This is a genomic window from Streptomyces sp. NPDC031132 (assembly GCF_055570595.1).
The window spans coordinates 1-13455 of record NZ_JBVIGX010000069.1 but is presented as its reverse complement, the minus strand read 5'-3'; the positions used below and the strand labels follow the sequence as shown (position 1 = coordinate 13455).

The 13455-nt window shown below is 67.6% G+C and carries 12 protein-coding genes and 1 pseudogene; 3 read left to right on the top strand and 10 right to left on the bottom strand.

Annotated features, from left to right (window positions below):
* Positions 1-257: 257 nt before the first annotated feature.
* Positions 258-539 (bottom strand): hypothetical protein, encoded by a 282-nt coding sequence (locus ACZ49B_RS38510; protein ID WP_468315828.1) that lies wholly within the window; start codon positions 537-539, stop codon positions 258-260.
* Positions 540-1070: 531 nt separating this feature from the next.
* Between ACZ49B_RS38510 and ACZ49B_RS38505 the strand changes: the two genes are divergently transcribed.
* Positions 1071-1433, top strand: a complete 363-nt coding sequence (locus ACZ49B_RS38505; RefSeq protein WP_468315825.1) for a hypothetical protein — start codon at positions 1071-1073, stop codon at positions 1431-1433.
* 600 nt (positions 1434-2033) lie between these two features.
* Here ACZ49B_RS38505 and ACZ49B_RS38500 read toward each other — a convergent pair.
* A complete protein-coding gene (locus tag ACZ49B_RS38500) occupies positions 2034-3125 on the bottom strand; it encodes a calcium-binding protein (protein ID WP_468315822.1) in 1092 nt (363 codons plus the stop codon).
* A 1082-nt stretch (positions 3126-4207) separates the two neighbouring features.
* Positions 4208-5815 carry an RCC1 domain-containing protein gene (locus tag ACZ49B_RS38495; protein ID WP_468315819.1) on the bottom strand — a complete coding sequence of 536 codons (1608 nt, stop codon included), beginning with the start codon at positions 5813-5815 and terminating at the stop codon, positions 4208-4210.
* 1456 nt (positions 5816-7271) lie between these two features.
* On the opposite strand from ACZ49B_RS38495, the gene ACZ49B_RS38490 reads away from it, so the two are divergent.
* Entirely contained in the window at positions 7272-7757 is a 486-nt protein-coding gene (locus ACZ49B_RS38490; protein ID WP_468315817.1) for a hypothetical protein, read from the top strand.
* Positions 7758-8079: 322 nt separating this feature from the next.
* On the opposite strand, the gene ACZ49B_RS38485 is transcribed toward ACZ49B_RS38490, so the two are convergent.
* The 6 genes and pseudogenes from ACZ49B_RS38485 to ACZ49B_RS38460 all read right to left on the bottom strand — a co-directional run bounded on the left by ACZ49B_RS38485 (position 8080) and on the right by ACZ49B_RS38460 (position 12254).
* Positions 8080-9111 carry an ATP-dependent DNA ligase gene (locus ACZ49B_RS38485; RefSeq protein WP_468315814.1) on the bottom strand — a complete coding sequence of 344 codons (1032 nt, stop codon included), beginning with the start codon at positions 9109-9111 and terminating at the stop codon, positions 8080-8082.
* Positions 9112-9308: 197 nt separating this feature from the next.
* The gene (locus ACZ49B_RS38480) at positions 9309-9518 is read right to left on the bottom strand and encodes a hypothetical protein (protein ID WP_468315811.1); all 210 of its coding nucleotides are present in this window, start codon (positions 9516-9518) and stop codon (positions 9309-9311) included.
* Between the two features lie 566 nt (positions 9519-10084).
* Positions 10085-10432, bottom strand: a pseudogene (locus ACZ49B_RS38475) (IS5 family transposase); the annotation flags it as partial.
* A gap of 54 nt (positions 10433-10486) precedes the next feature.
* The gene (locus ACZ49B_RS38470; RefSeq protein ID WP_468315808.1) at positions 10487-10960 is read right to left on the bottom strand and encodes a hypothetical protein; all 474 of its coding nucleotides are present in this window, start codon (positions 10958-10960) and stop codon (positions 10487-10489) included.
* A 192-nt stretch (positions 10961-11152) separates the two neighbouring features.
* A complete protein-coding gene (locus tag ACZ49B_RS38465; protein ID WP_468315805.1) occupies positions 11153-11284 on the bottom strand; it encodes a hypothetical protein in 132 nt (43 codons plus the stop codon).
* Positions 11268-12254 carry an IS630 family transposase gene (locus tag ACZ49B_RS38460; protein ID WP_468315802.1) on the bottom strand — a complete coding sequence of 329 codons (987 nt, stop codon included), beginning with the start codon at positions 12252-12254 and terminating at the stop codon, positions 11268-11270. Before ACZ49B_RS38460 ends, ACZ49B_RS38465 begins: the two co-directional genes overlap by 17 nt.
* 34 nt (positions 12255-12288) lie before the next feature.
* Between ACZ49B_RS38460 and ACZ49B_RS38455 the strand changes: the two genes are divergently transcribed.
* The gene (locus ACZ49B_RS38455) at positions 12289-12621 is read left to right on the top strand and encodes a hypothetical protein (RefSeq protein ID WP_468315799.1); all 333 of its coding nucleotides are present in this window, start codon (positions 12289-12291) and stop codon (positions 12619-12621) included.
* Between the two features lie 34 nt (positions 12622-12655).
* Here ACZ49B_RS38455 and ACZ49B_RS38450 read toward each other — a convergent pair whose 3' ends face one another.
* Positions 12656-13150, bottom strand: coding sequence for a GNAT family N-acetyltransferase (locus tag ACZ49B_RS38450; protein ID WP_468315796.1), 495 nt, complete (start codon positions 13148-13150; stop codon positions 12656-12658).
* Positions 13151-13455: the final 305 nt, after the last annotated feature.

The window sequence follows — 13455 nt, the reverse complement described above, 5'->3', positions numbered from 1 at the left end:
GCTCCGGGGTACCGCCTCGCTTTGCTCGACAGGGTTCGGCTTCGCCGAACCGGTCCTTCGGACCGGAGTCCGGCGCTTCGGACCGGACGGTTCGGGTTCCGCTGCGCTCCACCCGAACGGGGCCTGCTTCGCAGGCCCGAAACCTCCCGCGCGCAGCGCGGGAGGTGACCCCGTTTCACGGGGTCCGGGCCTTCGGCCCGTTCAGGGCGTCCGCTTCGCTCCCACCCCTGGCCGGCGAGAAAGGGGCCGGGCTGATGTCAGTGGATGCTCTCGTCAACGAACTGCCCAGGAAAGGTCGCTGTCGCGGTGTTGCTGTGGCCGTCGCCCGAGAACTGCTGGTTGTTTCCAGCCGAGACGTTGTGGTTATCGCTGCTGTCCTCGTTGGAGTTGGCGTTACCCGCGATGCCGAGAGAGTTGATGAGGCCCTTGCGCTTGGGCACAACAGGGCCATCGTCGGCCATCGCCTGGGCCGCTCCCGAGAAGACGATGACAGTGACGGCCAGGGCGGCCGCCACGAGGGTGCGCTTGGTCTTGTTCATGCCCTCTTCAACGAGCCTGCCAGACCCCGGGCACGCCAGCAGAGTGACTGCGGTAGAGGTTGGACCGCGGGAGATGCCACGAGCTCGCGTGACCGCCCTGACCAGCATCAACGCAAAGTGTGATACCGATCCCCAACCAAAACGACCAGTCAAAACGTTAAAGGTGTCAGCCCGGAATCGTCACCCGCTGACATTGACGAAACCTCAGCTCACCCACCACTGACCAGGAACAATGCCCCGAAGCACCACTGACACTTCAACGCCAAAAAACCACTGACAAACAAATACAGATCATCACTCCAGGCCATAGCCGGCCTTCGGGCCGGGTGGTCCTGCGCTTCGCTGCGGACCTGCTCCAGGTCCGCTCCGCTCCCCCGGAACTGACCCCATTTCACAGAGTCCAGGCATCCGGCCCGTTGGGTGTCTGCTTCGCTCCCACCCCGGGTCCCTACGGCTTCGCCTCCAGGACCCAACCCTCCGCGAGCGGCCGGACGGGAAAGCCTGCTCTACGGGGACTGTCAGGCTGTGGCCATGGAGGCGCTCAGCGAAGATGACTACGAGTCGGTGCACCGGGCAAGCCGAGGTTTGGCGACGCGGTATGGGATGGTGACGCTTAACGCCATGATCGAGGCGTGGGAGGCGTTGGTGGAGGACACCGAAGAGGGATTCGACGCCGAACTCATCTGGGAGTACGCGGACAGGCTACGTTGCCGCCGATGGCTGGCGGAGGCATGGCCTGTGTTCACTGACAGGATTCGGGCCGCCCGGCAAGCGCAGCTCGATGCGCTGGATGCCCGCTTCCAACTTGCTACCGTGCCCCTGCACGGCCAGGCAGACGACGCCCGATGGCACTCCCGGCGACCCCGACTGATCGATGGCGACCCGTTGCTGTGACACGTCTGAGTTGATGTTCAGCCGCTGGTCAGATCTAGCGGAGAACGTGTCCGGGGGTTCACTACTCTCCCCCGGAACAGGCCCGCTTGGCGGGCTGTCACCTCCCGTGCGCAGCAAGCGAGGTGACCCCGTCTCACGGGGTGCAGGCGTACAGCCCATTCGGGCGGGTCCGCTCCCCCACCCGACGATCCTTCCGACTGCGCCTCCAGGACCAACCCGCCCCGCGGGCAGCTGGTAGCCGTGCACGGTAGCTGAGGGTAGAGCTTGCCCCTCGGGCCCTGCCTTCTGCGCTTCGCTCCGGAGGTGCTGCCCCGCGAAAGCGCTCCCGCTGCCGGCCCGAAGGGCCGGGAAAGGGGCGGCCCTACTGGCACCCGGTCTGGGGCCGGGGCCCATTACCGGGCACCAGCCCGCCCCCTCACGTGTTCATGTCCACGGCCACAGCACCTCGCCGGGTGTCTCCAGGAGACCCCCGACCACGTGGTGTGAAGGGCAGAGCCGGACGAACAGCCGTGCGGCAGCCGTGGTCGGGATGGGGCAGGACCCGCCTTGAGACGGGGGCCCTGTACTCTTCTCGGGCTGACGGGTGGCCGATACTCCGCTCTACGGGATGCCGTTGACCGTCTCGCAGCGCACCGCGCTGTCACCGTCGCCTGCTTCGCCGTCGCAGTCGTCGGTCTGCGGCCCGCCGTCGAGGCGGTCGTCGCCGGGGCCCGCCCGGAGCGTGTCGTCCCCGTTACCGCCCTTGAGCCGGTCCTTCCCGCCCGCGGTCCCGACGGTCTCAGTGGCGTCGAAGTTGGTGTTGTCCCCAAAGAGCGTGTCGTTGCCCCTGCCGCCCTCGATCAGGTCGCGGCCGGCGGTCGTCACCGTGGCGTCCACGACGGCGCTGTCACCGATAAGGACTTCGTCCACACTGCCGCCGACGACCCGGTCGTTGCCTGCGCCGGTGGCGCTCCCCCCTGCGGGGTCGATGATGTTGTGATCTCCGATTGCGGCGAACCCGCCGTCAGGACCCAGGTCGGTCAGGTCGTCCCCACCGCTGCCCTTTGCGTCACGGACGGCCTCGCTGTCTCCGACGAGGAACTCCGATCCGGGGCCACCAAGGAGGACGTCGTCACCGGCGCCCGTAGCGGATCCCTCGATGGCCAGCGAATCACCGGTGAGGTGGTCGTCCCCAGCGCCACCTTCCAGCCGGTCATTGCCGCCGCCGCTGGCGTCGCCCCCGGCGAAGCTGACGCTGTCGCCGTACAGGCCATCGTTGCCGTTACCTCCGAAGACCTCGTCCTTCCCTCCGCCCGCGGCATCACCCCCGTCCGTGCTCGAGTCACCCACGAGGTTGTCATCGTCGTCACCCCCGAACAAACGATCATTGCCGCCACCCACAACGTTGCCGCTGTCAGCCCTCAAGTCTCCGCGGATGATGTCGTTGCCCGGCCCGCCGTCGAGACGGTCGTCGCCGAGCCCACCGAGCAGACGGTCCTCTCCGGCCAGCCCGCAGATACGGTCGTTGCCGCCCATGCCGTCGATCCTGTCGGCACCCGTCGAGCCGACGATGACGTCATCCCCCGGTGTCCCACTGATCGTCCCCGAACCGGTGATAGTCGCCGCGCGGCCGAAGCAGCTGCCCTTCACCGGGCCCGCAGCCACCGCGGGGAGCCCCAGCGTGAGCACTGCCGCCGCGGTGAGGCCGGCCATGACAGCCCTCCGAAATGCCGGACGGCAGGACCTACCCGGACGTTGAGGCCGAGGAAAGCGCTGCACGTTCATACGAAACCTCCTGGCCGCCGGCTCCAGGCGATGCCGGGCCGAGGTGGATCCAAAGCGTGTCGCCCAAGACGAAGCGGAGGACAGTTCCTCATGAGACACATCGAACCGCATGGGCCCGCTCTCCACGAGGACCGCCAGGCTCCGCATCCGGGTGATGCCACTCGTAACCCGTAAGGCGGCACGCGCAGGCACCACGCCCACACCGCCGACACGCCGCCTCAGCTACGGAAGGGCCGCACGTTGACCGCGAAGTGACTTCCTTAAAACTTCCACCGGTCGTACTCGCCCCCGCAGGTCTGGATGTTCGGGGGCGAAGGCGCCAGCCATGCCTCTGACGTTATACACCGGCGCCCTCGCCGGCGGAGGACATGGACCTGAGCCCTTCGACCCCCAAGGCCCAGAGAACTCGTGCACGGTGATCAGCCGCTTGAACCGCAACCCGGTCCGTTCAATCGATGTCACAACCCACCCCAAGCCCAGAAAGCAGGTGATTCAAAATGCAACCTGGATTAACACAGGACGGATGCCATCACGCGATCTGGATCAGGACCCTCAGACCTGTCAAGGACCAGTGAAACTGCGCAGTACCCAACGAACCTGCACAACCAGACCCCGAGCAGGGAATTCCGCGATCAGACGGCCGACGCACCCGTACTCTGCTGCGACACCGCGTCCCGCTGTCCAGCTCAACTCACCCCGGTGAGACCACTTGCACCGCACCAGACTGTCCCCGCGAGCCACCCCTCACCAGCCTGACCAGCCCAAACCGAACACCGCCCACCAGGACACCGGCTGCGGCCTGCTGGACAACCACCCACGGTGAACTGCACAGTGCTCAAACAACCGCACTCTGCTCAGATTCAGTGAGCTGACCGCCGACACGAGGCACCGCCATGCACGGCGCGGGGGCGTACGCGCGGGTGCTGCCTCGGGGCAGGCCAGCGCCGGACTCACCCCGCAGGCCGTGCAGGCGGTGGTGACGCGGCTTGCGTCGAACACCCGAGCCAGGCTCACAAGACGAGGCTGTGCTCATAGCCAGCGGCGATGGAAACGATCTTCGTGAGGTGCTGCACCTTGACCGGAAGGGGCCGGTCGGTGTTGGTCCCGTCTCCGAGCTGTCCCCAGTTGTTGCTACCCCAACCCCAAACAGTCCCGTCATTCCTGAGGGCGAGACTCTGGCCATTGCCGGCAGCGGCGATGGCCACAACCCCGTCGATGTGGACCATGACCGGGGTGTGGCGTTCAGTCGTCGTGCCGTCGCCGAGTTCCCCGGCGATATTGACACCCCATGCCCACACCGTTCCATCGCTCATGAGAGCCAGACTGTGATCCATGCCTGCGGCAATGGCCTTCGCCTCTCCCGCTTTCTGAAACACGACCATGCCGGGCACGGAGGGTCCTGGTGACGGTGTCGTCGTGCCATTTCCCAATTGTCCAGCGGCGTTGAGGCCCCATGCCCACACCGTTCCATCACGCTTCAGTGCCAAACTGTGGCTGGCGCCACCAGCGACGCTGACCACGTCATTCAGTTGGTGCACCAGCACCCGCTTGTGCCGAGTGGTCGTGGTGCCATCGCCGAGCTGTCCAGCCCAATTGTCGCCCCACGCCCACACGCTGCCATCGTGCTTGAGCGCGAGACTGTGACTCGCTCCAGCGGCGATTCGGATCACCCCAGCGACTTCGGCTGCCATCACCGGCGTTGTGCGCCCGGTCGTCGAGCCGTCACCGAGCCGCCCGTGCTGGTTGTCCCCCCATGCCCAGACACTGCCGTCGTGCTTAAGCGCCAGACTGTGGTAGAAACCCGCGGCAACAGCGACCACTCCGCTCGCTCCGGTCACCATGACGCGCATGGACCGGTACGTGACAGTTCCGTCGCCGAGTTGTCCGTAATTGTTCCTTCCCCAGGCCCACACGCTGCCGTCGTGCTTGAGCGCGAGACTGTGATGACCTCCGCCGGCCATCGCGATCACTCCAGCGAGGCCTTTGGGCCGGACTGGAGTGTTCCGCATGTTGTGTGTGTCATCCCCGACCTGCCCGTAGGCATTGTCGCCCCAGGTCCATCCCAGCCCCGCATCTGCGGGCTCCACGAGTTCGCAGCCTCCGAACGTCTGGACAAAGATCGCGCCGCGCGCGTCGGACCGATCAGCGTCGCCGCCCTTCTCCGCCACACCGAGGACTACTGCCATGCCCGTTTCCCTGTAAGCGGGGTTGAGCATGGTTTCGCGGTGGCCTTGCGTGCTGTCCCGCCACCACTCGAAGGCTCGCCGGGGCGTGAGGCCTTCCAGCGGCGGGTTCTGTCCGAAGACGAAGGCGTGGTACCCGTTCTCATTGACAGGCGGCTCTGCTGCCCATGGGCAGTAGCCCACAGCTCGAATGCGGCTCGCTGGAGTCGACTTCGTCTCCTCATTGATGTGGATCTTCGGGCCTCCGCCCTTCCACCATCTAATCCGCGCAGCCTCCTGGGCATGCCACTGCGCGGCAGCCCGCAATCGCAGATTAGGCGTCAGAGCAGCGCGACCTTGCGCCACACGAAACTCGTTGACCAGGCAAATCACTGCCTTTTCTGCTTCCGCCTGGGGTAGCAGTGTCACCGGGGTATCAGCGTTCGGGCAGGCCATGCACGCCTCCGCTCGTCGCACCCCGGTCCCTGGGGCGGGTTCTGCTAGCCCCTGGATTATCCCGCTTTGCATGGTTCCTCGACGCAGACACTCCTTACCAGTCACGAAGCGGCCGCCGTTGGCCGCCCGCGTCCACGCGGCGGACGAGCGGGGCCGCCGGACCCTGGATGCGCCGATCCGGCTTGCCAGAGCCCGCACCCAGGGCGCCCCCGACGAGGCCCTGCCGCTGGCGGACGGCAGCGCGCGGATCGCGCCGGCGTTCGCGGGGCGCCGCTGCGTCGTATGGGGCCCGCTGCCCACTGTCCTGGAGCGGTTGGGCAGCAGCACACCGGCCAGGGCTCCGATTCGCCATGAGGAAGCTGTGACCTCACTGGTGGAGCGTGACAGGGGGTGATCTCTGTGAAGTCGACTCCCTGAGGAAGTAAGAGATTGCGGGAGGAGACATCTCCGGCCGTCCACAGGCCGCCAGCCTGAAGCTGTCGGACCGTCGCGGTGATTTGCACGGCGACCGTACGTCAGGAGCTGCCCGTCCCCCGTCGTTCCCTTCCTGCCTTCGCACCTGGTTCAGCTGGGCTTCGACTACATCCTGGCCGTGGAAGCCGGAGACGGCGCTACGGCAGCGCGGCTCGCACCGGAGGCCAAGCATCCACCGGGGCTGCTACCGGCCACCGCGGAACTGGTCGTCTTCCCTGTGACCGCGGTGGCCGACGACACCAGGCCCTGTTCCGGCTCCTTCGCCCTGGACGAGGTCAGCGTCCTCTACCTCATGACCATCAACGGACGTCGTCGGCGCCGTGAAGGTCGTCCAGCCGCGATGAGTACGTGGAACGGGCCCGTGCGGCGGAGGACTGCGTGGTGGCCCTGCAGCGGTGACCGCGCCACCGGACAGCCGCGCCGGTGAGCTCCACTCGGCTGCTTCCACTGGGCGGATTCCATCGAGTGGAATCCACTGGATGGTCTCCACTCAGTGGACATCGCGTCCTGTGCACGGTGCACGCCGAGTGGCCGACGGGTTGAAGTGGTACGCATCGGGTGCGCGATATAGGTTCCGCCTGGCTCTGTTCACGAGAACCGGCTCTGGCTCAACTTCTGTGGTGCCGGGTCCGGTGCCCATGCGCTCGACTCTGCGCTACGCGCTGAGCTGCCGATTCCCCCGCTCGCAGGCTGGGCCGTGCCAGGCAACCGCGCCGCACCACAGAAGTTGAGCCAGAGCCCGATCTCGCGTACAAAGCCAGCCCCCCTCCGAACCGGGGAACGTCCTCTCCCGTCAAGACACGTTCTTCAGGGGCATGACGGTGGCTACCACCAACGCGCCTACTTGAAATGTGGTCACGCCGCAAAAACAGCGAGACCAGCCAGGACGGCGGCCTTCCGGCCCCGTATCAACCAGCCGCCGGTCGCTCGGGCGCAGCTTGCCCGGCCGATTTCCGGCGGCCTCTATCCGCAAGGAGCACTCATGTCGTATGACCGCCCCAGCCCGACCGCCGCTCAGTCAAAGCGCCGGATCTCGCGCTCCATGATGGTCTTCGCCTCAGCCGCTTTCATCACCGGAGGCATCGCGCTACCGGCCACTGCGGCGATCTCGCCCCAGACCCAGACCTCTGTCCAGAGTCTCCCGTCCGACGGCAGTAACCCCCACCGGCAGCCCGGTGGCGGAGCCTACGGGCCGGACACGTGCAAGCCCGGCTACGTCTGGCGTGACAGTTTTGATGGCGACACCCTGTGCGTCACACCGGCGGCACGACAGAAGGTCCACGACCAGAATCCCCACCGGCAGCCCGGTGGCGGAGCCTACGGGCCGAGCACGTGCAAGCCCGGCTACGTCTGGCGTGAGAAGTTCAAAGGCGACACCCTGTGCGTCACACCGGCAGAACGACAGCAGGCCAAGAACCACGGCACGGTGATCGACTACGGCACGCGTCTCATCCCCGTGTACGAATAGTTCCCCACGTTTCGACGGGTAGAGCCCAGGCCGGGCATAGGGGTCCACGGCGTCGGAACGCCCGAATACGCCCAGTATGAGGACGACCCCTCTTTCTGCGATGCACCGCGTCCGATGCCGCGCGCTGACCTACTGCGGATTACGGGATACGCGGATCACACCCCGGCGAAGGTGTGATCCGCACAGTGCGGGAGACAGGGGCTAGCCCCGCAAGTCCCGACAAACCCGCAGGTCAGAGCGCATATGGGTCGTCCTCGCGCACGCGGTACACCCACCGCCCCCTTAGCCCCGCAACCCCCTGCGGACCGCACCAAAAATCAGGTCAGCCGGCTGCGGCGGCTGGCCCCTCCCCGAACCGGGGAACGTCCCCAAGGCCCACGTCCATGCGCAGCCGCCGGAAGCGGAGCGGGTGGCGCCAGACTCCGCCCCGGTCCACGGCGGCGTCGGCGCTGACCTCCGCGACCAACTCTGGGCGGACCAGGCGCACGTCCAGGACGTCACGGGACCCCCACGTCACGGCGAACGTGACGCCCTCCCAGGGATGCCCCGGCTCGGCGGCCGTCAGGTGCTCCGCGACCAGGCGGGCCGCATCCGTGCGCAGCGGGACGGTGCGGCCGACCGCGCGGAGCCGGCCGGTGTGGTCGTAGCGGCCGAGCACCAGGAGCTGCGGGCGGGTGAGGGTGCCGGTGATGGCGCCGATGATCGCTTCGGTGGTGTCCCGGCGTCTGACCTTGGTCCACGCACCCCTGCGACCGGGCTCATATCGGCTGGTCAGAGGCTTGACCACGATGCCCTCGACGCCGGACACATCCGTCCAGGACTCCAGCCACTCGCGGGCCTTGGCCGCATCCGTGGTCATCGGGCACAGCGTCCACGGGGACGTCAGGCCGTGGTCGGCGAACAGGGCCTCCAGGCGGGTGCGGCGCTCGACGTAGGGCAGGTCGAGCAGCTGCCGGCCGTCGATCTGCAAGACGTCGAACGCGACGAAGAAGGCCAGCAGCTTCGCGGTCAGCGCGGGTGCGCTGCGGGCGCGGGCGGCGGCCCGGCGCTGCAACCCTTCGAACGACAGGGCGCCGGCCTCGGCGTCCCACACGAGCAGTTCGCCGTCCAGGACCAGGCCGTCAGGGAGCTGCGCCTCGGCGGCCGCGACGAGATCGGGGAATGCGCCCTGGACCAGGGCACCGCGGCGGGTCTGGACCAGCACCCGCCCACCTGGTGTGGCCGGGGTGAACACCAGCGCCCGGTACCCGTCGAACTTCTGCTCATACGCCACCCCAGAGGTGAGTGGACGCACCGGCGGGATCACCTCGGCGGCCTGCGCCAGCATCGGCTCCACCGGCGGACTCAGCACCATCCCCAGAGCCTCCCTCGCAGTCGCCCCCTTCCAGAGTCGCCCCACCCGTCGCGCACGGTCCGGCGGAACGGACGGCCACCACGTAATCCGTCCGAAGGGCCCGCGGGGCCTTCCGGGTATGGACGCAGCTCCGCCCCGGCACAGTGGCAACACCCTGCACCGGGGCGGGGGTGAGCCGGGCCCGAGGAGAACCACCTCTAGGTGAGCTGGCCTGTCCCTTCGAGGCCGGCGACTGCGTTGATCACGTTTCCGATCCCGTTGTTCACCGAGTCACCGAAAGTCTGCGAGTTGAAATTGAACGACTCGTCCCGTACGACGCTTCCGATGGTGCCGGGGCCGTCGCCCTGGTCGGCATTCGAAGTTCCCGTGAACGACAGGGCGGCCCCCCGCGAGGGCAACAGCAGCAAGTACCCGCTTGGTGTTGTTCATGCCCCAGCCAACGATCTCCAATTCTGGCGGGTTACGTCCGGCAAGCAGACCCCCCCCCCCGGTCCGTCATCCATCCGAGGGGCCTAGCAGAGCCGTCTGGGCCGGCTCCGGGCCTCAGTGCGGCACGGTGGCGGCATGCGCCGCTGGCCCCTGCTCCTGCCCCTGCTCTGCTCCCTGCTCACGGCCTCCGGGTGCCTCACCGTCCACCCCGCCCGGGTCCCGCCCGCAGGCACCGACGCCGCAGCGTCCGCAGACCCCAGCACTCGGGCGCACCCCGGCCCGGCGCCGAAGCGGCGCTACCCCTGTCCTCCCTGCCCGAGACCGCCACCCCACCGGCACAGCGGACCGACCCTTCCACGACTGCGGCCGGTAAGGCATCCGGCGAGGACCAGGCCGGGCCGCCGACCCGCCGGGCGGTGGCGCACCAGACGGTGCCGCGCCCCGCAGCCGCACCCAGGCCCAAAACCAGGCGGGCGGCGAGACCCCACCACGACGTCTCGTGCTGGTGTTCTGCCGCTGCGTCCCCTTTTGAGGCGGGGGCCGGCGGCGGTTCGGTGCGGGCGCCAGCCGCGTGCTGATGTGCCCGCGCGATGGTGGAGTCGACAGAGATGTCCCAGTCGATCTCACCGGCCGCGTCGGCCGCGGCCTGCACCTGCTGGAGCAGCCGTTCCCAGGTGCCGTCGGCCGACCACAGGCGGTGGCGTTCGTAGACCGTCTTCCACGGACCGAACCGTTCGGGCAGGTCACGCCACTGAACTCCGGTGCGCACCCGGTGCAGAATCCCGTCGATCACCTGCCGGTGATCCCGCCACCTGCCGCAACGCCCATTGCTGACCGGCAGGAACGGCCTCAGTCGTTCCCACTCGGCATCCGTCGGATCGCCCCGCCCCATGTCGATAAGAACGATCAGCAGCAAGAGTCAGTCGCATGCTCTGTCGGATCAGTCCTAGTCTCCTGAGAATCCGAAGATTCCCAGGTGAGTCGGCCTGTCGCCGGGGTAGAGGACGATGTAGTAACCGGTCCACCGCATCTGACACTCACCGAGCAGGCTTTGCTCGTGCTCCTCATGGCTCGCAGCCTCATTGGCAGCAGCGGCAAGTTCCTCATACTGCTCGACCGACGGTCGGTTTGTGCCGAAGTGGTGCATCACGCGGCTGAGAGCCAGAGGACGCAGGGTGCCGTAGTCAGCGATACCGGACCTCGTCGGCGGGTCATCCGTGGCAACAACCCTGTCGATATCGAGGATCGTATGGGTGCCCTCGACCCCCATGAACTCCTCGTCCTCGTAGAGGTCCTCCAGGCTTCGGTATCGGGCATCACTGCCGTACTCCTCGTGGAACACTCTGGCCTGCAGTGTCGCCAAGGCCGCCTCTACATCGCCGTCGTACCTGGTGACGTAGTCCCATCCGCTGGCACCCATCGAGCCACCCCTCCCTGATGATCGTGAACGCGCGAACGATAGCGGCGGGGACTGACAACGCCGCTGCCTGGCGTCGGGCTCTGCTCGATGTCCCGGATTGAGGTGGCCAGGCCCGTCGACCCCGTTACGGAGATCGCCCGGACAGGCCCTAGTGCTGCCCCGCGCAAGTTCGTGGAGGGGTGTTGGGTCTGATCAGGCGGTCTTGAGTGGGCTGCCGTTATAGGTCCACCTGTACGGCTTCGCGGTCTCGTTGCGGCCGATGACGTAACTCTCCAGCTTGTCGATGAGGTCATCGCGGCTGGAGAAGTCACCGTGTCGCAGCACGCGGCGGGTCAGGACGGAGAAGAACAGCTCGATCTGGTTGAGCCAGGAGGCGTGCGGCGGGGTCCAGTGCGTGCCAGCGCGGGTGGTCGGCGAGCCACGCCTTGGTGTGTTTGGCGGTGTGGGAGGAGCCATTGTCCAGCACGACATGGATGTCCTGGTCTGGGGCGATGGCCGTGTCGAGCTGGTCGAGGAAGGCAGTGAACGTCGCTGCGTCGTTGCGGGCAATGATCTCGGTGAGGATCTCGCCGGTGCGCACATCCAGGGCGGCGACCAGCGAGGCGGTGCCGTGGCGGCGGTACTCGAACTCCTCGCGAGCGGGCTCGCCCGGCCCGGCGGGACGACCGGGGTGGCGCCTGGCGCGGGCGGCGATCGCGGTCTTCTCGTCGATGGACAGCACCACCGCCCCTTCAGGTGGGTCGCGGTATAGGTCGCACACGTCCGCGACACGGTCCCAGAAGTCGGGGGTGTCCCGGCGGGTGAGCCAGCCGCGGACCCGGTGCGGCTTGAGGTCCAAGTCTGCCAAGATCCGGCCGACTTGGGAGGCAGAGATGGTGGCGAAGACCGTGCCGGCGACCTGGGCGGCGATCGTGCGGTGCGACCAGGTCGCTTCCGGGTGCGGGGGCGCACTGGTGGCGGCGGCCACGATCGCCACCGCCACCTGGGGCCCGTAGGCTTTGGGCCGGCCTGAGCGGGCCGCGTCCTTCAGCCCGTCCTGGCCCAGAGCGGCGAACCGTCCGCGCCACTTACGGACCGTGTTCACGCTGACCGCCAGGTCCCGCGCGATGGCCCCATTGCTAAGGCCCTCAGCCGCCGCCAGCACGATCCGCGCCCGGAGCACCGCCCGCACCTGCGCTTTCAGGGAGACCGCTGTACGGATCAGACGCTCGCGCACTCTCTCGTCCAACTCCACCACGACCGCCTCAACCATCCCGGCCACACCCTCGCCCGCCCCGACCAAAGTGATGATCATGGCGTATGCGGGGGCGACCCAGCAGGATGGACCCGTGCCGAAGAATCCGCCCGAGTCCATGCAGGATCACCTGCGCCACCGTCTGAACGTCCGCGCCAAGGAACGCTGGCCCCAGCTCGCCCGCGTCCAGGTGCGCTTCCGCTCCGGATTCGCCTACGTGGCAGGGCAACTGCCGGGCGAGGAGGAACCGCTGCCGCTATGCCGCCTGCGCTTCACCGGCGCCCTGCACACCTGGGGCTTCGCCCTCTACCTCGCCAGCCGAGGCAAGTACGAGGACAACCTCCTGCCCACCGGACTGCCCTTCGGCTCACCCGAAGACTGCATGGACTGTGCCTGCTACCTCTATCTCCGTGACCAGCCGGCCTGACCAACACCCCTTCACGAACTAACGCAAAGGAGGGCTACCGCGCATCGAAGGCAACCCATGTGTTCCCCGGCAGCTCTGGCTTCCCAGGCACCGGTCGCCGCTCCTCGGTCCAGGCCTCGCCCGCGACTTCGGAAGCGACGTGACGCCAGAAGCGTGCCGCGCCCGCGTTCTCCTCCTGGAAAGCGATCTCCCATCGGCCAGGGTGCGCGGCCAGGACGGCCTGCACCGCTCGCAACCCGAGGCCGGACCGGCGTGCCCCACGCACCACGAAGAAGCTGTTCAGCACACGCGCATCGCTGTCCAGCGCGTGTACGAACGCAAAGCCGACCGGCCGGTCACCAGACCATACGAGATAAGCCGACCAGGTGGGATCGCCGATCGCCGACTCTAGCCACTCGCGGCGGTATGTTCCGTCCGGGTTCGGCAGGACGCCCCAGAACTCCGACAGGTCGTGCAGGAAAAGCGGCCAGAGTCGTTCCAGGACGTCGCGGTCCCCGGCGCCCGCTCTGCGGACAATAAAGTCTGCCATCTGATCCTCCTCGAGAACGCGAGAAGCCTTCCGGCAGACCGGAAGGCTTCGAACTATCGAGCGGACCTTATCGTGTCTACGACCTGGACACGCAGCTCGCAGATCCAGGCCGCGCGGACGATGTCTGCGTCGGCACCGTCACGTTCAGCCGACGTAGCGGACGCACGGAGGCTCACCTGCACCCCTCCACGAACTAACGCGGCACAGCAGTAGGTAGCGTCTTGTCGATCACTGGTCGAGCCAGATGAGGGTGCTGGCGAGGGTGATCGCGGCTTGGTAGCGGGCGGGGTGTTTGATGCCCCTAT